Origin of the sequence: Mailhella massiliensis, from assembly GCF_020741395.1 — a bacterium.
Classification (GTDB): Bacteria; Desulfobacterota; Desulfovibrionia; order Desulfovibrionales; family Desulfovibrionaceae; genus Mailhella; species Mailhella massiliensis_A.
This window is the reverse complement of the sequence record NZ_DYZA01000068.1, coordinates 1-16,228: the sequence shown is the minus strand read 5'-3', so window position 1 is coordinate 16,228 and position 16,228 is coordinate 1. Positions and strand designations below refer to the sequence as shown.

Annotated in this window: 16 protein-coding genes; 3 read left to right on the top strand and 13 right to left on the bottom strand. The window is 57.9% G+C overall.

The window, feature by feature from the left end:
* Positions 1-274: 274 nt before the first annotated feature.
* The 3 genes from K8W16_RS03675 (at position 275) to K8W16_RS03665 (ending at position 3,203) form a co-directional block, all read left to right on the top strand.
* On the top strand, positions 275-1,189 hold the full coding sequence (locus K8W16_RS03675) for a DUF2333 family protein (RefSeq protein ID WP_304121247.1): 915 nt from the start codon (positions 275-277) through the stop codon (positions 1,187-1,189).
* Positions 1,190-1,314: 125 nt separating this feature from the next.
* Positions 1,315-2,610: an amidohydrolase gene (locus K8W16_RS03670; RefSeq protein ID WP_304121246.1), complete on the top strand. Its 1,296-nt coding sequence runs from the start codon at positions 1,315-1,317 to the stop codon at positions 2,608-2,610.
* A gap of 110 nt (positions 2,611-2,720) precedes the next feature.
* Positions 2,721-3,203: a hypothetical protein gene (locus tag K8W16_RS03665; protein WP_304121245.1), complete on the top strand. Its 483-nt coding sequence runs from the start codon at positions 2,721-2,723 to the stop codon at positions 3,201-3,203.
* A gap of 214 nt (positions 3,204-3,417) precedes the next feature.
* Here K8W16_RS03665 and K8W16_RS03660 read toward each other — a convergent pair whose 3' ends face one another.
* From K8W16_RS03660 to K8W16_RS03600, 13 genes are all read right to left on the bottom strand, one after another.
* Positions 3,418-3,801, bottom strand: a complete 384-nt coding sequence (locus tag K8W16_RS03660) for a RidA family protein (RefSeq protein ID WP_304121244.1) — start codon at positions 3,799-3,801, stop codon at positions 3,418-3,420.
* A gap of 19 nt (positions 3,802-3,820) precedes the next feature.
* Positions 3,821-4,252 carry an HIT family protein gene (locus K8W16_RS03655; RefSeq protein ID WP_304121243.1) on the bottom strand — a complete coding sequence of 144 codons (432 nt, stop codon included), beginning with the start codon at positions 4,250-4,252 and terminating at the stop codon, positions 3,821-3,823.
* On the bottom strand, positions 4,249-5,286 hold the full coding sequence (locus K8W16_RS03650) for a sugar kinase (RefSeq protein WP_304121242.1): 1,038 nt from the start codon (positions 5,284-5,286) through the stop codon (positions 4,249-4,251). Before K8W16_RS03650 ends, K8W16_RS03655 begins: the two co-directional genes overlap by 4 nt.
* A gap of 10 nt (positions 5,287-5,296) precedes the next feature.
* Positions 5,297-6,064, bottom strand: coding sequence for an SDR family oxidoreductase (locus K8W16_RS03645; protein WP_304121241.1), 768 nt, complete (start codon positions 6,062-6,064; stop codon positions 5,297-5,299).
* A 46-nt stretch (positions 6,065-6,110) separates the two neighbouring features.
* Positions 6,111-7,070 (bottom strand): C-terminal binding protein, encoded by a 960-nt coding sequence (locus K8W16_RS03640; RefSeq protein WP_304121239.1) that lies wholly within the window; start codon positions 7,068-7,070, stop codon positions 6,111-6,113.
* Positions 7,071-7,081: 11 nt separating this feature from the next.
* Positions 7,082-7,957, bottom strand: coding sequence for a 5-deoxy-glucuronate isomerase (locus K8W16_RS03635; protein WP_304121237.1), 876 nt, complete (start codon positions 7,955-7,957; stop codon positions 7,082-7,084).
* Between the two features lie 70 nt (positions 7,958-8,027).
* Entirely contained in the window at positions 8,028-8,774 is a 747-nt protein-coding gene (locus K8W16_RS03630; RefSeq protein ID WP_304121235.1) for a sulfite exporter TauE/SafE family protein, read from the bottom strand.
* Between the two features lie 48 nt (positions 8,775-8,822).
* Entirely contained in the window at positions 8,823-9,815 is a 993-nt protein-coding gene (locus K8W16_RS03625) for a D-glycerate dehydrogenase (protein WP_304121233.1), read from the bottom strand.
* A gap of 149 nt (positions 9,816-9,964) precedes the next feature.
* Positions 9,965-11,359: a hypothetical protein gene (locus K8W16_RS03620; protein ID WP_304121231.1), complete on the bottom strand. Its 1,395-nt coding sequence runs from the start codon at positions 11,357-11,359 to the stop codon at positions 9,965-9,967.
* Positions 11,360-11,362: 3 nt separating this feature from the next.
* Positions 11,363-12,400: a bifunctional 4-hydroxy-2-oxoglutarate aldolase/2-dehydro-3-deoxy-phosphogluconate aldolase gene (gene eda / locus K8W16_RS03615; RefSeq protein ID WP_304121229.1), complete on the bottom strand. Its 1,038-nt coding sequence runs from the start codon at positions 12,398-12,400 to the stop codon at positions 11,363-11,365.
* A gap of 51 nt (positions 12,401-12,451) precedes the next feature.
* Complete coding sequence (locus K8W16_RS03610) at positions 12,452-14,359, bottom strand: TRAP transporter fused permease subunit (RefSeq protein ID WP_304121228.1); 1,908 nt, start codon at positions 14,357-14,359, stop codon at positions 12,452-12,454.
* A 101-nt stretch (positions 14,360-14,460) separates the two neighbouring features.
* Positions 14,461-15,486, bottom strand: a complete 1,026-nt coding sequence (locus K8W16_RS03605; protein ID WP_304121226.1) for a TAXI family TRAP transporter solute-binding subunit — start codon at positions 15,484-15,486, stop codon at positions 14,461-14,463.
* Between the two features lie 111 nt (positions 15,487-15,597).
* The coding region (locus tag K8W16_RS03600) for a flavin reductase family protein (RefSeq protein WP_304121224.1) at positions 15,598-16,228 on the bottom strand (631 nt) is incomplete at its 5' end.

The window sequence follows — 16,228 nt, the reverse complement described above, 5'->3', positions numbered from 1 at the left end:
CCGCTTTTCCCCGCTTCGGCCCCGCCCGCGCAAGTACTTTCCCTGAGCTCCCGGGCGGGGCCCTTCCGATGCTCTTTCCCGCCTTCTGCGCATATCCCTCTCCCCCCCAAAAAAACTCAACAGGCTTCCCGGGAAAAAGGAAGCTTTACAGTCTGTAATATTTCAAAAGTTGAAAAGGTTCGGGGAATGATTATAGTTATTGCGGAATATCCCCGGAAGCCGACCGGCGCCTCCGCGGCGCGGTTTCGACCTCAACCTTTTTCAGGAGAAAAACATGTTGCACCCCGAAAAGCGACACTTCCTTATTGTAGCCAAAACACTGGGCATCCAGGTGCTGCTTTTTGTCGGCATACTGTTCACGATATGGGGCTCCCAGAAGCTCTACACCGTGATAGACCCCGTCACATTCCCGGTGTACCAGACAAATGTGCAGAAAGACATGACGGAACAGGCAAAGGGCGCGGAGCTGCTCACGGCCCTGACCCACCGCATGAATGTGGAGCTCGGCTCCACCTTCGGCTGGACGGCCAACGACATTCTCTTCAACCGCTGGCTCATAGACAACCGCGCCTACCGGCAGTTCGGCACCTATGTGGCCACAAAAATGCTCTTCGACCATTATTCCACAGTTATTGCCAAGCTCGGCAACAATGACAGGGAAAACGACCTGTTGTACAACGCGCGCCTCAATTACTTCGCTATCAGCCCCCAACGCTGGGGTATGCTGTTCATCCCCTCGGCGGAGGGTTCCTTCAAAAAAGCCCTATCCATGACGGAACAGTACAAGAAGGACCTTTTGGCGGGTAAGGCCGTGTACAACTGCCGCACCGACGATATCTATTCCGCCTTCAACCTCATTCTCGGCGAAACCGTGTTCGGCTACGCCCTCGGCCTGCTCAACGACAGTCAGGATCTGCCCTTCTACACACTGGACAACCGCATCTACGAAGCGCAGGGCGTCATCTATGTCGTGCGCGACTACCTGAAGGCCCTGTATGAACTGTACCCGGAAATCGGCAACAAGAACAATGAACAAAACATGGCCGAAGCCATGCGCTACATGGATCTTATCTGCAATTACGACCCCATGTACATTACTTCATCGTTCAACTCCGGGGAACTCATCATTTCCTACCTGCTCTTTGCCAAAAACCGCCTGGCCGACATACGCGACAGCCTGAGGATCTGAGACGTCCGGCTCCCTGAATTCCCTGAGATAGAAAAGATCCTGTCTTTTCCGCCTGAGCGGCAGTAAACCCGAAAAAATCTGGGGAAGGAACCAGTTCCTTCCCCTTTTCCGCATCCCCGACCACCATGACAACATACCATCCTCTCATCTCCCAGGAAAGGCTCACGGCCCTTCGCAGGCTGTTCCACAGGCATGCCGAAACAGGCATGGCGGAATTCTGGACCACTGCCCGCATTGCGGACGAGCTGGAAGGCATCGGCCTCTCCCCCCAGTTGGGGGAAGCCGCCTCCCGCCGGGAAGCCCTTATGGGGGTGCCCGACGAAGAGACGCTGCGCAAGGCACGGCAAAGGGCGGAGAGCGAAGGAGCGTCCCTGCACTGGCTTGAACGCATGAACGGCATGACGGGCCTCTTTGTGGACATACGGCCGGATCTGCCCGCCCATACCGTGCTGCGCTTCGATATCGACGCCGTGGATGTTGAGGAAAGCGAAAGCGACTCCCATCTCCCCTACAAAGAAGGCTTCGCCTCCCTGCACAAAGGCATCTGCCATGCCTGCGGGCACGACGGGCACATAGCCCTGGGCCTCGGGCTGGCCTGCGAGCTTGCGCGCCTGCGCGGAAACCTTGCGCACAACGTGCGCCTGCTCTTCCAGCCCGGGGAAGAAGGCTGCCGCGGGGCAAGGGCCATGGCGGAAGCCGGGCTGCTCAAAGGGGCGCGGCACATGGTCGCCGCGCATATCGGCATGCGGGCGGACTGCGACCACAGCCTCGTGTGCGGGGCAAAGGGCTTCCTGGCCACCACCAAGTTCGATGTTACCTTCACCGGCCGCGCCGCCCATGCCGGCGCCGAGCCCCACAAGGGCGCGAACTCCCTGCTCGCCGCTGCAAGCGCCGCGCTCAACATGCACGCCCTGCCCCGCCACGGGGAGGGAGATTCCCGCGTCACTGTAGGAACGCTTACGGCGGGCAGCGGCAGGAACACCATTCCCGCCCAGGCTCGCATGAAGTGCGAAACGCGCGGCGCCGCCACCGCCGTCAATGAATACATGTTCAAGCACTGCCGCGCCATTATCGAACACACCGCTGCCATGTACGGGCAGAAGTGCGAGATCACCGTCATGGGCGGCTCCGACGGCGCAGACAGCGACGATGCCCTGATTCGCCTCATCCGCAAGACTGCCGGTACCGTGCCGTGGTTCCGCCCGGAACTTGTCAGGGACAGCGCGCCCGGCTTCGGCTCCGACGACGCCTGCGTGCACATGGCCGCCGTGCAGCATGAAGGCGGCAATGCCGCCTATCTCATGCTGGGAAGCGACCTTGCCGCCGGCCATCACTCCCCGGACTTCGACTTTCACGAAAGCGTGCTCCTGCCCTCCGTGGAACTTCTCACAAGGCTCGTTCTCGCGCTTGACGAGCGCTGACGGGCCTGCCCTTCCTTGTTCTCGCGCGTTGACGCCATGGAGCAGAAGCCTCATATTTTAAGGGCATTTTCCATTGCGGCAGACCTTACCCCCTGCCCAAGGAGGACATGATGAAAAAAGCTCTGACCTTCCTGACCGCGGGACTCGCAGGACTTCTCTTCTGGGCATCCCTGGCCTTTGCCGGGGAAGTAAACACCGAAAACTTCTCCCTCTCCCTTCCTTCCGGCTGGGAGCTGGCCCAGCCTGTCCAGTCTTCTCACGGCGCTTCCATGGTCATGGTACAGAATACCGCAGCCCAGTGCGCGGTAAGCATCGCCCTTTTCCCGATATCGCTTTCCGCTGCGGATCTTGCCTCCCAGACGCTCGCCAATATGAAAGTAGGCGGCTTCACCGTTGCCGAACCCAGGGCCTCCGGCGATTCCTATCTATGCGAATTCTCACAGGATCAGACAAAGGGCATCTGCTATTTCACTTCCAACGGAAAGTCGGGAAGCGTCGTCACCATCGTGGGGAGCGGCATGGAGGCGGCCAAGGAACTTCTGAACAAACATTTCAGGCCGACGGCCCCCGGGCTTTTCCCCGCCTCTTTCTGACGGAGCTTTCCCCTGAGTATGACATTCAGAAAAGTGCATCGGCCTCCGCCGTCTGCCGGGAGCTCCCTTTTCTGAAAGCATCATTGCCGATACGGGCGCTTTTCCTGCCCGTCGCCCCCTTCAAAAGCCTCCTCCCCAAAAGAAAAGCCGATAAAAGCAACCGGAACTTCCGTATCGCCCTTATCGGCTTTTCATGGGGGGAAACTTTGCGCTTCTATTCGCTCTTCCAGGCAATGCAGTCAAGCTCCACTTTTATATCCGTGGGCTTGCTTGCAAGAATACACACGCGGGCAGGAGCTTCTTCCACCGCAAAAAACTCTTTATACACGGCATTGAATGAGGCAAAATCCCGTGCGTCATCCAGATAGACCGTGATGCGGACCACGTCTTTCGGCTCATATCCGGCCATGTGCAGCGTCTCCATCAAGTTCTCAAGGGCCTGACGGCCCTGCACCTTGATGGAACCGTATACAATGTCTCCCTGCTTATCCTTCGGCACCATACCGGAAACATACAGCCAGCCGTCCGCCTTGACGGCCTTTGCCGCAGGCGTGGCCCCCGGAGCAGGAAGGCCGAAGCGTTCAATCTGCTTTGTCATGCGTTGCCTCCTCCCGAAACTACACGCCGGGCAGCTCACGTTTGATACGCTCTATCATGTCCTGATATTCTTCATCGGAAAGCATGACGGCACGGGGATTCATCTGGAACGTCCCGCCCCATTCAAACTGACCTTCATACTTGGGAACCAGATGGAAGTGCAGATGGGGGTTCAAGTCGCCGAAAGCCCCGTAATTCACCTTCTGGGGGTGGAACATCTTGTGTATCAGGCGGGCAATTCGGGCGACATCGGCCATGAAGCCCTGAAGCTGCTCGGGAGTGATATCCACAATTTCGCTGACATGGCCGCGATAGGCAACCACCATGCGCCCGGGATGGCTCTGCTCCTTGAAAAGATACAGAGAGGAATACTCGGAAATATCGCCGATTTTGATAGCAAAGTCCGCAAGAGCAGGACCGCCGTGGCAATAGGGACAGTTTTCAGCACTCATGGAAAAGTCCTTTCAATATGTTCTCTCCCCGAAGAGAGAGGGTTCCCCGTGAAGGTTACGACGCTCTGACAGTCGGCAAAAACCGGAGGCGTGACTTCTGCGGGAATAATGGCTCCGGGATACATGATGACGGCGGATGCCAGCCTGTGCGCCCGCTCCACGGCCTCTCTTGTGGACAAGCCGTAATGGACGGCCGCCAGATACGCAGCCGTGAAGGAATCTCCGGCAGCCGTGGTATCCCTGGGCTCCAACATGCGCCCCAGCGGAACAAGGCTCGTTTCCCCGGTCCTGTTGTTCAGGATAAGGCACGGCTTCCCGCCGTTCTTGACGATGACTTCCTCCGCTCCGAGCTCCTTGAGGGCGTCGTAAAAAGCGGGGTCTTCGCTGTCCTCGCAGGAGTATCCGGCCGCGCGCAGCTCTTCCGGGGAAAGAAAGACCCAGCGGCATACGCGCGAAAGGCGACGGTAGTGGGGAGCGGAATTCTTTTCCGGTTCCGCCCCCCAGAGGTGAGGCCGGAAATTGAAGTCAAACGATATGTTCACGCCCTGCGCGGCAAGCCTTTCCATGGCCGACAGCAGCCTTTCCCGGCTTTCCGGGTACAGCACAGCCAGGCTTATGCCGCTCAGATGAACGGCGTCGAAGCCGCTCAACCGGGCAAGCACCCCATCCGCATCAGGAGTCTCAAAGCAGCCCCGCACGGCGGCCTCGCTGCGCCAGTACTGGAAATGCCTCTCCCCGGAAGCATCCACATCAATGGCGTACAGGCCGGGCAGCCTGCCGGGAATACGCTGCGACAGTGCGGAGTGCACGCCGCAGGAATGCCAGAATTCCAGCATCTCCCGGCTGAAGGTATCCGAAGCCCCCACGGCGGAAACATACTCCACATGCACGTCGTTGCCGCACATTCTGGAAAGATAGGCCGCCGTATTCAGCGTATCACCGCCGAAGGTCTGGACGATATGGCCGCCTTCCTTATGGAGTTCTATCATACATTCGCCGATGACGGCGACATTCCACGTTCTGATCTGGGACATGGCCAACCTCTCACTTCACCAGGTAGCCGCCATCCACAGGGATCACGGCGCCGCCAAGATAATCGCTTGCGGCCGAGGCAAGAAAAATAACGGTTCCCTTCATGTCCTCGGGAGTCCCCCAGCGTCCGGCAGGTATGCGGTCCACGATCTGCTGAAAACGCGGATTGTTCCTGTCGGTAAGGGCCACGTTCATATCCGTGGCCATGTAGCCGGGAGCAATGGCGTTGACGTTGACGCCGCGCTTCATCCAGTCATTGGAAAGGGCCTTGGTAAGTTGGGCAACGCCTCCCTTGGACGCCGCATAGGCGGGAATGGTCTGCCCGCCGAAGAAGGATATCATGGAGGCCACGTTGATGATCTTGCCGCGCCCGGCTTCGAGCATCATCCTGCCCGCTTCCTGGCAGAGCACGAACACGGAATCAAGATTCACGCTCAGCACTTCATCCCATTCTTCCATGGGAAACTCTTCGGCGCTGTGACGGCGCTGTATGCCGTGGGCCGTCACAAGGATATCCAGGGAACCGCCCAGCTTTTCCACGCACTCCTGAAAAGCGCGATAGGTCTCTTCACGACTGTGAAAGTCGGCCTTCACCCCGTGGCAGCGGAAACCGCGCTCGCAAAAGCTCTCCGCCACGGAAAAACACTTGTCGGAAGTACCCACAATGACGACTTCCGCGCCGGCTTCCATCAGCCCTTCGGCCATGCCCCGGCCCAGTCCCCGGGTACCGCCTGTGACAATGGCCTTCTTCCCGGTAAGATCAAACAAATTCATGCTCATAAGCGCTCCATGCGGGCCGGCCGCATGCCGGCCCGGATCGTGTGATCTAAACCCTGTTCACAGGGCTGCGCAACTTTTCCGAGCGCGCGAAGCGCACGGCTTCCTCGGCGACCTTGCGCTTCAATTCGGAAGCGGCCTGCTCGGAATACCATGCCATGTGCGGCGTGCAGATGAAGTTGTCATGACGCAGAAGCGGCGAGTCGGAATCTATGGGTTCCTTCTCCGTCACGTCCAAAGCGGCGCCGGCAATGGTTCCGTCGGCAAGGGCCTTGTCCAGGGCAGCCTCGTCGATGAGCCCGCCGCGGGAAGTATTCACGATATAGGCCGTGTGCTTCATCTTGGCCAGGGCTTCGGCGTTCACGATATTGCGCGTCTGCTCGGTGAGCGGCATGTGGAGCACCACGAAGTCGGAGGTACGCAGAAGCGTATCGAGATCCACGGCTTCGATGTAGTCGGTGTCGTCTTCGGCGTTGGGCTTGTAGTACGGATCATAGCCCACGACCTTTCCGAAAAGCGCACGGGCCTTTGCGGCGAAGTTGCGGCCGTTGCGGCCGAGCCCGGCCACGCCCAGGGTCTGCTCGGAAAGACGGAACAGCGGGATGGAATCTTCATAATTCCAACGGCCCTTGCGTACGCCGGCATTCATGAAGGACACCTTGCGGGCCAGATCCAATGTCAGCGCAAGCGCCTGGTCGGCAACTTCATTCATGCCGTAATCCGGCACGTTGCAGACCTGGACGCCGAGTTCTGTGGCCGCGGCTATGTCGATGTTGTTCACGCCCACGCCGTAGCGCACAATCTGCTTGATCTCGGGGCGCAAAGCCTCCAGCACGCGACGGGTGAAGGGCGCATACTGGTTGATGAAGATTTCGCCGCCCTTACATTCGGCAATAAGCTCATCTTCAGTGTGGCACTGCTTCAGCTCGAAGGAAAGACCGGCAGCTTCAAAAACGGCGCTCTCCTCGTTCAGATTGACGTGATCGCAGTCGGAAATAATGATTCTCATGGCTTCTCCCCTTACTTCTTGTCGCCGGTAAAGAGCGCCACCATGTCCTGCACGCCGGGAAGCTGCTTGCCGAGATAGGCATACTGCGGCTCGAAGTTCTGCACCAGGGAATGCTGGGTATGTCCCACAAGAATGGTGAAGATATAGGCGGCATGGCCCGGGGACGTCACGCCGGGATGATAGCCCTTGGAAATAAGGAAGGTATCGCCGGAACGCATGTGCCACACATGGGGGGACACTTCATCGCCGGGGGTATAGTCGAACTGCGCGCCGAAACCGTTTTCAGGGTTGTAATGGAAGTGGTACACTTCCTCGAAACCGGTTTCCTGCCATACGCCTTCCGCCGTGGGAATGTCGTTGCCGTGCTTGTGGGGCGGATAACCGGCCCAGCAGCCGGGATCGGCATAAAGCTCGCTCACCAGCAGATTGCCGGTGCGGCCCTCGTCCTTGGCGCCGAGGATATGGTTGATCACGCGGCGGGAATGGGTCTCCACGGAACCGACTTCCACGGGCTTCACTTCTTCGGGAGTGATGCGGTAGGGTTCGTGATATTCATCGCAGCGCCCGCCGGCCACAAAAATGACCACGTCGTCGGACACGCAGGTGACGTTGATTTTTGCCCCGGCAGGAGCGTACACGGAGTCGGAACGCTGATTCTCCCAGATACTGTCGCGATTGCCGACGTTCTCGAAAAGCTTGCCGTCCACCTCGATATTGCAGCGGCCGTGGGTCAGCACCCAGCAGGTTTCATAGCCTGCCACGCAGGTATAATGGCTTTCGCCCTTCTTCAGGCGCACGATATTGAAATAGGTGCGGGGCAGGAAATCATCGTTTGCGTTGATGATGGGTTCGTTATGGTTATCATAAGCTCTGATGAAACGAGGCATGTTTTCCTCCTGTTCTTGCTCGATGGGAAGTTGTCGATATTGACGGCGCTCTGAAAAAGCTGCCGCAGCTTCAAACGAAAATAATATTCTTCAGCACGGTAAGCAGGCCGGTGACTGCCAATCCGGCATGGATCAGATCGCGCATCTTTCCGGCGTCAATGCGCGAAAGAATTTTCAAGCCCAGCGTCTTGCCCAGCCACATGCCGACTATGCCCCATACGGCCAGGGACATCATGCTCCAGGTAAGGATGCCCTCAAACACGCGGACTCCTGTATTGAAAGCGCCGATGATGAAAAAAAACACCTGCGTCGTTGCGATATAACGCATCTTGTCATCACCGAGCCTGGCCATGAAATACACGGCCATGGGAGGCCCGCTGAGCCCGAACCAGCCGCTGGTCACCCCGGAAAGCGCGGCAAGCGCCATGGTCGCCGGTTTGCTGAACTTTCTGTTCTTGTGGCCCTTGTCTGCAAAATGCAGCCATATGGCAAGCCCCAGAAGAAAAAAGCCGAACAGCGTGCCCAGCAGCCGCGTATTGATGGATGGGCCGATATGAATGGCCGTCGCAGAAAAGCACAGAAACACGGCCAGAGGAAATATCATCCCCCGATAATCTGCATGCCTGCGCAGCGACATGCCGAGGGAAAACGTCAGACAGAGCCCTGTAACCGTAGAGATGGCGGAGGCCTGAAGCAGCGGCACAAACAGCGGTAATACCATCATCAGCAGTATACCGGAACCAAATCCTGTCAGAGTCTGAAACACCCCTCCCAACAGAGTAGGAATAAAAATCAGAGGTATCAGTGACCAGTCCATGACCATTGTCCACCCCGGCCGCTCCAAAGAACGGCCGGGGTTTTTCAGCTACAGAGGACGCTTGTTGGCAAGAACCTCGGGATTCACCAGGTTCGGATGCTGACCGTATTCCAGGTAATCTATGATGTTCTTGCAGGCCAGACGAACCATTTCCGAACGGGTCTCATAGGTGGCGGTGGCCATGTGGGCTCCGAGCACCACGTTGGGCATGCCCCTCAGAGCGGCGGGGATGTTCGGCTCGTGTTCAAACACGTCCAGACCGGCGCCCGCAATGACGCCCTTTTCCAGAGCTTCAATGAGCTCTTTCTCACGGACGATGGGGCCGCGTCCCACATTGATGAAGTACGCGGTCCGCTTCATCATTTCAAACTGCTCCATACCGACGCTCTGACGGGTGGAGTCGGTAAGCGGCAGGTTGATGATGACGACGTCGGATTCGCGGAACAGCTGTTCCGCCGTCGGAATGTAGGTGGCGCCGTATTCCGCTTCCACTTCCGCAGGAAGCTGATGGCGGTTATGATACGTCACGTCCATGAGGAAGGCTTTGGCGCGGCGAGCCACGGCCTTGCCGATGCGGCCCATGCCGAGGATACCGAGACGCTTGCCGTTGAGCCCGTGGCCGAGGTTGGCCGTGGGGCCCCAGCGGAGCTCGGGCAGGATACGGAGCTTCTGGTCGGTGACGGAGATGCGGCGCATGACGGCGAGCATAAGCCCCATGCCGAATTCCGCGGTAGACTCGGTGACGACATCGGGCAGGTTGCAGACAAGGATACCCCGTTCCGTCATTTCCTTGAGCGCCACGTTGTCGTATCCCACGCCGTAGGTGCTCATGATCTTCACGTTGTCCATGCGGGCCACGGCTTCGGCATTGGCCAGGAACCCGCAGGAAATGAGCGCGTCGTATTTCGGAAGAATCTCCAGAATGTCCTGCCTCTTGGGATAGTAGTCTTCAGGATAGAAAACCTCGTATCCGCGGGTATAAAGTTCGGCAAGGCCGTCCTTAAGAACCGGATAAGGAACAAGAATCTTTCTTGCAGCCATGACTGTATCCTCCAAAAATTGCTCCGCAAGAGCAGTTATGAAACAATCCTTACAATCTTGAACACGGAGACATTTCCGTAAGCGCCGCCGTCGTTTCCCGTCGACGGACAAACATGCGGCAGCCGCTTTCCCCCTGCCGGGACAGGTCTTCACGCACCCTTTCTGGCGAACACGCAGTCGGGGTTCGCCAGGAAGGGGAAGAGAAGTCCGGCGAGATCAGATGTGGGCAGAACTTCGTCATGCAGGCGTATGCCCAGCGTCTCGCGCATGAAGCGCTGACGTTCCAGCATACGTTTCATGCACAGCGGCGCCATGCCCTGAATCCGGTCCCGCATGGCCTTGTCGGCCAGGATCACGCCGTCTTCAATATGCACGCCCAGGTTGCTGAAGCGGCTCTGTCTGGCCGTGAAGTCGCACTGGAGCATCATACCGGAGCGCAGTACGGTGCCGTCGCCTTCCGAAAACGGAGAATTGGTCCACTCTTCCGTATGAATGACATGGCCGGGGTTGAGCCCTATGCCGAACTCCGCATAGGAGCAGCCTATGCTGTCGCGCACGGCCTGCCATACTTCGCCGCCCGTCACGCCTACGGCAAGGGATTCGTACCAGACGCATACCGCCTCAAAGTACTTTTTATACAGCCCTTCAAAGGCTCCGGGGAAATTCTTTTCAAATTCCTCCCGGTCGCGGGCGTACACGCTCACGCGGTGTATCTGCGCGCAGCGGTATCCCATGCCGAAGGCTATGTCCCTGCCGTATTCCAGGCGAGTCCACGGATCGGGGCTGAGTATGCCCCTGCCCTTGAAGCAGATGTTGGGATGCGTCGGGCAGGGCTCACCGTCAATGTTGAACCCCTGCGAGGCTTCCAGCTCGGTCTGTCCGGGGCGCAGGGCACGGATGAAATCCCAGGTCTTGCGGCTGGCCTTGGTCGAAGCCAGCTCGGAAAGGACCAGTTCCTCCGCGCCGTGCGTCATGCGCAGGCCGGTCTGGTTGTCCATCATGAGGCCGTTGGCGTTGCGGACATCCGGGCACACCTCCCGCAGCGCGTCCACAAGGAAGGACGGCACTTCAAAGGTGTGTTCCCAGTCAGGAGTTTCCCGGGAGCAGAAGCTCTTCCAGCCGAGCAGGCCCACATGGGCCTCTTCGCTGATGCCCGCGCTGCGGAATATGCCTGCCGGAGACCGGCTGTCCCCGCGCGCCTGCCCAAGAGGGCTGAGCATCTGGCAGAGCACACGCTCCACGGGAATGGTGATGCAGAGCGACTGTCCCATCCCCTCATTGCCGAGAACCAGCACCGGTGTCTTCCCTTTCTGAAGAATGAGGAAGCACTCCTCAAAGCGGGGATCGTAACCGGTAACATATTCCAGATTGGAAAAATGTTCCCTGTCCGCATAAATGACCAGATGGGTGAACTCGCGCCCTGCGTCGAGAAGCGCCCTGATGCGTTCCTGATACATCTGCGGGGTAATGGCGGGAGCCTCGCCGAAGTCGAGAGCCACATTCTCGTTGAGACGACCGGTATGGGGAATGAGTTCTATGGCCATGCCCTAGTCCTTCCAGCCTATGCGGGCCTTGATGACGTCGCGGTGTTCCCAGGCAGGCGGATTGTGATCATTGCGCTCTTCAATATGGACGGCGAAGCCCGCAATCTGTTCCTTGAGGTAGATCACATACATCTTGCCCTTGTAGGGCTTCACATGCTCATGGTCGAATTCAATGCCCTTCTTCTCAAGATAGAACACCGCGCGTTCCAGGTTGTCGGTATAGTAGCCGAGATGGCCGTGGGGCCCGCGCACCTTGAAGGGAATCTTGGTGATTTCGACCTCGCGCCCCACATAGGAAGAGCTGGGAGTGTCGCCCATGACGAGGTTGAACATGTCCGCCAGGGCAAACAGGTTCTTGTACCCTTCCTCGTCGCTGTAGCAGTTGATGCCCATGTGGCAGAAGTTGAAGTTGAGCACGGCGAACATGGCGTCGCGCGCCAGCTTGCGTACGGCATCGAAATCACCGGCTTCCACAAGGGCGGCGGGAGCAACGCAGCTTGCGCCCACGGCTATGACATTGGGATTGAGCAGATAGGCCGAGAACTTGTCGGGCGTGATGCCGCCCGTGGGCAGAAAACGCACGCCCTTGTACACGGAGGCCAGGGAGTTGATCATCTTCAGCCCGCCCGCGGCTTCCGCAGGGAAGAACTTGACGACGTCGAGCCCGCAGGCCACGGCTTTCTGCACATCGGAAGGAGTGGCGCAGCCCGGTATGACGAGCACGCCCTTTTCCTGGCAGAATTTCACAACGGCCTCGTCAAAGCCGGGAGTGACAATGAACTTCGCACCGGCGTCCAGGGCCTTCTGCGCCTGCTCCACGGAAAGCACGGTACCCGCTCCCACCAGCATGTCGGGAAGGGCCGCCGTTATGTCGGCAATGGCTTCGGCCGCACAGTCGGTACGGAACGTCACTTCCGCAATTTCCAGTTCGCCTTCACAAAGGGCCTTGGCAAGAGGGACGGCGTGCTCGCGGACGTCTACCGCCACGACCGGAACAAGGCCATACTTGTAAATCAGTTCCTTGATATCGGACTCAGACATGGTTCTCTCCTTAATAATGTTGATCCTGAACATTGCCGTGGGGCATAATCGTCAGGCCGAAGCTTCGGAAGAAGCGTCGTCGGGGGCGGAAGGGGTCTTCTTGTTACGGTTGAAGAGCAGCGCAGCGGCAAACACCGAGTACCCGATGATATCGGTCATCACGCCGGGGATGATGCAGCATATGGCGGAAGCCAGAATAACACCTCTCCAAGGCATGCTCAGGGGCTTGGTATGGAAGCCGGCAATGGCAATAGCCAGAGCGTAGCAACCGATGAGCAGCGATACCGCCGAAGTAGCCGTCGCCATGAGCGTACCCTGCAGAAGCAGCGCAGGTTCATAGGCGAAGGCAAAAGGCACGAGGAAGGCGACTATGGCGTAGGTAAAGGCCGTCCAGCCCGTCTTCCAGGAGTCTGCGTCCGCGATGCCCGCTGCAGTAAAGGAAGCCAGGCACACCGGAGGCGTAAGCTGGGCCATGACGCCGAAGTAGAAGCAGAACATGTGAACGATGAAGATGGGCAGGTCGAGCCGCACGAGGGCCGAGGCGAACAGCGTCACGGAGATGAGGTAGGCGGCCACGGTGGGCATGGCCATACCGAGGATCATGCAGCAGCCCATGGCGATGAGCAGCGCGAGCAGGAGGCTGCTGTTGCCGACGACCGCGAGCAGGGCGGCGAACTTGTTGGCAAGGCCGGACTGCACCACAATACCGATGATGATGCCGCAGGCCGATACGGGAATGGTCAGGGACGCGCTCTGACGGATACCGTCCATGAAAGCCGCATAGAGATCACGCAGCCCCATCCGCTTGGGGTTGAACAGGTTGATCACGAGGACGGCGATGGTGGAATACACGGCGGACAGACGCAGGGAACTGCCGGTAAGCACCATGAAGATGAGGATGAGCGCGGGAATGAGCAGGTACAGCCTGGGAAGAATGGGAGCAACCTTGAAGGTGAGTGCTTCCGCCGAAACGGCGGCGCCGTGGCGCTCAAAGGTATTGCGCTTGGCAAGAAGGCCCACGAGCATGAACACGGAAATAAAGTATGCCGAAGCGGGAATAACGGCACAGATGGCGATTTCCCCGTAGCTCATGCCCAGAAGTTCGGCCATGATGAAGGCGCCGACGCCCATGATGGGGGGCATGATCTGGCCGCCGGTGGAAGCCACGGCTTCGATTGCGCCGGCCTGATGGGGCTGATAGCCGGCCTTCTTCATCATGGGGATGGTCATGACGCCGGTGGTGGTTACGTTGGCCACGGCCGAACCGGAAATCATGCCCATGAGGGCGGAAGACATGACGGCCGCTTTGGCAGGACCGCCGGAGCGAGGGTCACTGACCTTCATGCCTATGTCGATGAGCACCTGACCGCCGCCGCAGACGGCAAACAGCGCGCCGAATATGATGAAATAGAAGATAAAGCTGGCCGTGGTGGAAAGGGCCGTACCGTACACGCCGTTGGAAGTAAGCGACATGATTTCGGTGAAGGCCTCAAGATTGAAACCGTCGAAACGGAGGACGCCGGGGAAATAGGGACCGAACACACCGTAGGCGATGACCACCAGCACAAAGCCCAGAAGGTTCCAGCCTATGGTACGGCGCATGGCTTCCAGAAGAAGTACTATCATGAGCAGGCAGGCCACGATATCGGCGGGAAGAATCTCAGAGATATAAGGAATGCGGGTGATGATGCGTTCCTGATCCAGGTAGAAGAACGTGCCCATCCAGATGCAGGCAGGGATAACGGCAAAATCCAGGATGCGGAGGAACGGAAAACGCTGGCTACCGGGGAAGGGGCGCACCAGAAAAACGATGCAGAAGGCGAACGAAAGGAAAATCGGTGCCAGCGTCATCGGATTGATGGGGAAAAAGAACGAAAAGATGATCTGCGCTACAAACCATACGACACCGATGACCCCGAGCAGAAAGGGAACGATGCGCTCTTCTACGATACTTGCCATGAACATAACCTCTGGAATGTTTCACGACGGCGTGCCGCCGATCATGGAGAGAAGGGGGGAATCCGCTCCTTTTCCGAGAAACGGATTCCCCGGGATCCATGCTACTTCATGAATCCGGCTTCTCTGAAGTACTTGGCCGCGCCGGGATGCAGTTCAATACCGCAATACAGGGGATCCCAGGCCTTTTCAGGCTGGAAGTAACGCATGGCGGGAACGATGCTGGTGAGCTTTTCCTTGTTTTCGCAGATGGTCTTGGTGATGATGTAGGCAATGTCTTCGGGAATATCCTTGGAAACGAGGATGCATTCGCAGCCGACCACGGTTTCCACAGGCTTTTCCTGACCGTTCCAGCTGTTGGCGGGCATGGTCATGTTGGCATAGCCCTTCGCGTTCATGGCGGCCCGGGTCTTTTCCGAAAGCTGCACGACGTGCATCTTGGAGGTCAGGCACAGTTCGGAGAAAGCCGCCTGGCCGATGGACACCACGTCCATGGAAACGTCGGCCTGGCCTTCCTTCAGCATATCGGCCATGGTCGCGGGAGCAATGTGGGTATGGGAACCGCCCCAGCTCTCAATATCCTTCCAAGTCACGCCCATGCATTCCAGCATATCGGTGGCGCCGTCCATGCCGAAGGAACCCTTGGCCTTGGTCACAATGCGCACGGGATACTTGGCGGCCACCACTTCTTCCAGGGTGGTGAAGCCGGTCTTCTTCACAAAATCATCGGTGAACATCACCGTACCCCAGGTAATGTCCGAACCGCCGAAGAGCGCGGCCACCTTGGTGAGAGGCTTGAAGCTCTTGTCGTAGGTGCCTTCGGCCAGCTTCTTCACAGGAATATTGGAGCCGGTGCCGATTTTGACCTGGCCTTTTTCAATGAGCAGGGCGCTGGCGGCGCCGCCGGTGGAAATAGGCTGCACGTTGATCGTATTGGATCCGAGCTTGTCCCCAAGCACTTCAAGAAACGCGCTCACGCGGCTGTACACGGCGGTGTTCACGTCCTGCGTAGCAAGGATGTACGTCTGGTTCTTCGTCTGCAGAGTCATCTCGGCCGAAGCATCGCCCGCGGAAACTCCAAACAGCAGCGCACCCAGGGCCATAGCGGAAAAAAGTTTGGAAGGATTCATGTTTTTCTCCATAGTTGAAAATTTCCGAAACTCTGCCCTGAAGCTCTCCAGGGCAGATACCTGACCGAAGGCAAAAGGCTGAACGCTCCTTTCTGAAAAGGCGCGAAAGCGTTAATCATTACGCTCTTTTTTCAGCGCTCCCGTCACTGAAGCGATGAAAAACGTATGCATGTCGCCGGCATGTACCCCATGGGAGTACCAGTCGGCGTAAACGCTCCTGTCGATGAACTCATCCTCGATAATATTTCCGCTGTAGGCGACACGGCACAGAAGCACGCTTTCCGCTTCAGCGAAAAAAGGAATCTCCCCGGCAAACAGCGTCGAAAAGCCGCAATGGGAGATTTTGTCCACGTCCCGTCCGGAATTCCTTCCGCAAAAAAGAAGTTTATCCTTGTATGATTCTGCAAACACGCCAAGGGAAAACGACTTGTTCCGTTCAATGAAAGGCAGAGTATGACGGGACTTCCTTACAGCGACAAAGACGGCGGGCCGGTTCCACAAAAAACCGAACATGCCCCAGTTGATGGTCATCGTTGCCGCACCTTCGGCAGGATTACCGGAAGTAAGCAGCATCCATTCTTTTTCCAGCCGCCTGGTACTGTTTCCCATGATCTCATAAGGAGAAATCCCGCTCCAGCCAGGAATATTCATTTCGCTCATAGCATCCACCCTCCGCGAACCTTCTCTTGTTTCAAATATGGAAACAATTTCCAAAATATTCTCCAAACAAAAAAAGGAAAAT

Excerpts from the sequence above, each read along its gene's own strand:
- K8W16_RS03640 (WP_304121239.1), bottom strand. The coding sequence starts at position 7,070 with ATGAGAATCATTATTTCCGACTGCGATCACGTCAATCTGAACGAGGAG.
- K8W16_RS03635 (WP_304121237.1), bottom strand. The coding sequence starts at position 7,957 with ATGCCTCGTTTCATCAGAGCTTATGATAACCATAACGAACCCATCATC.
- K8W16_RS03625 (WP_304121233.1), bottom strand. The coding sequence starts at position 9,815 with ATGGCTGCAAGAAAGATTCTTGTTCCTTATCCGGTTCTTAAGGACGGC.
- K8W16_RS03675 (WP_304121247.1), top strand. The coding sequence starts at position 275 with ATGTTGCACCCCGAAAAGCGACACTTCCTTATTGTAGCCAAAACACTG.
- eda (WP_304121229.1), bottom strand. The coding sequence starts at position 12,400 with ATGTCTGAGTCCGATATCAAGGAACTGATTTACAAGTATGGCCTTGTT.
- K8W16_RS03665 (WP_304121245.1), top strand. The coding sequence starts at position 2,721 with ATGAAAAAAGCTCTGACCTTCCTGACCGCGGGACTCGCAGGACTTCTC.
- K8W16_RS03655 (WP_304121243.1), bottom strand. The coding sequence starts at position 4,252 with ATGAGTGCTGAAAACTGTCCCTATTGCCACGGCGGTCCTGCTCTTGCG.
- K8W16_RS03605 (WP_304121226.1), bottom strand. The coding sequence starts at position 15,486 with ATGAATCCTTCCAAACTTTTTTCCGCTATGGCCCTGGGTGCGCTGCTG.
- K8W16_RS03610 (WP_304121228.1), bottom strand. The coding sequence starts at position 14,359 with ATGGCAAGTATCGTAGAAGAGCGCATCGTTCCCTTTCTGCTCGGGGTC.
- K8W16_RS03630 (WP_304121235.1), bottom strand. The coding sequence starts at position 8,774 with ATGGACTGGTCACTGATACCTCTGATTTTTATTCCTACTCTGTTGGGA.
- K8W16_RS03650 (WP_304121242.1), bottom strand. The coding sequence starts at position 5,286 with ATGTCCCAGATCAGAACGTGGAATGTCGCCGTCATCGGCGAATGTATG.
- K8W16_RS03670 (WP_304121246.1), top strand. The coding sequence starts at position 1,315 with ATGACAACATACCATCCTCTCATCTCCCAGGAAAGGCTCACGGCCCTT.
- K8W16_RS03620 (WP_304121231.1), bottom strand. The coding sequence starts at position 11,359 with ATGGCCATAGAACTCATTCCCCATACCGGTCGTCTCAACGAGAATGTG.
- K8W16_RS03645 (WP_304121241.1), bottom strand. The coding sequence starts at position 6,064 with ATGAGCATGAATTTGTTTGATCTTACCGGGAAGAAGGCCATTGTCACA.
- K8W16_RS03660 (WP_304121244.1), bottom strand. The coding sequence starts at position 3,801 with ATGACAAAGCAGATTGAACGCTTCGGCCTTCCTGCTCCGGGGGCCACG.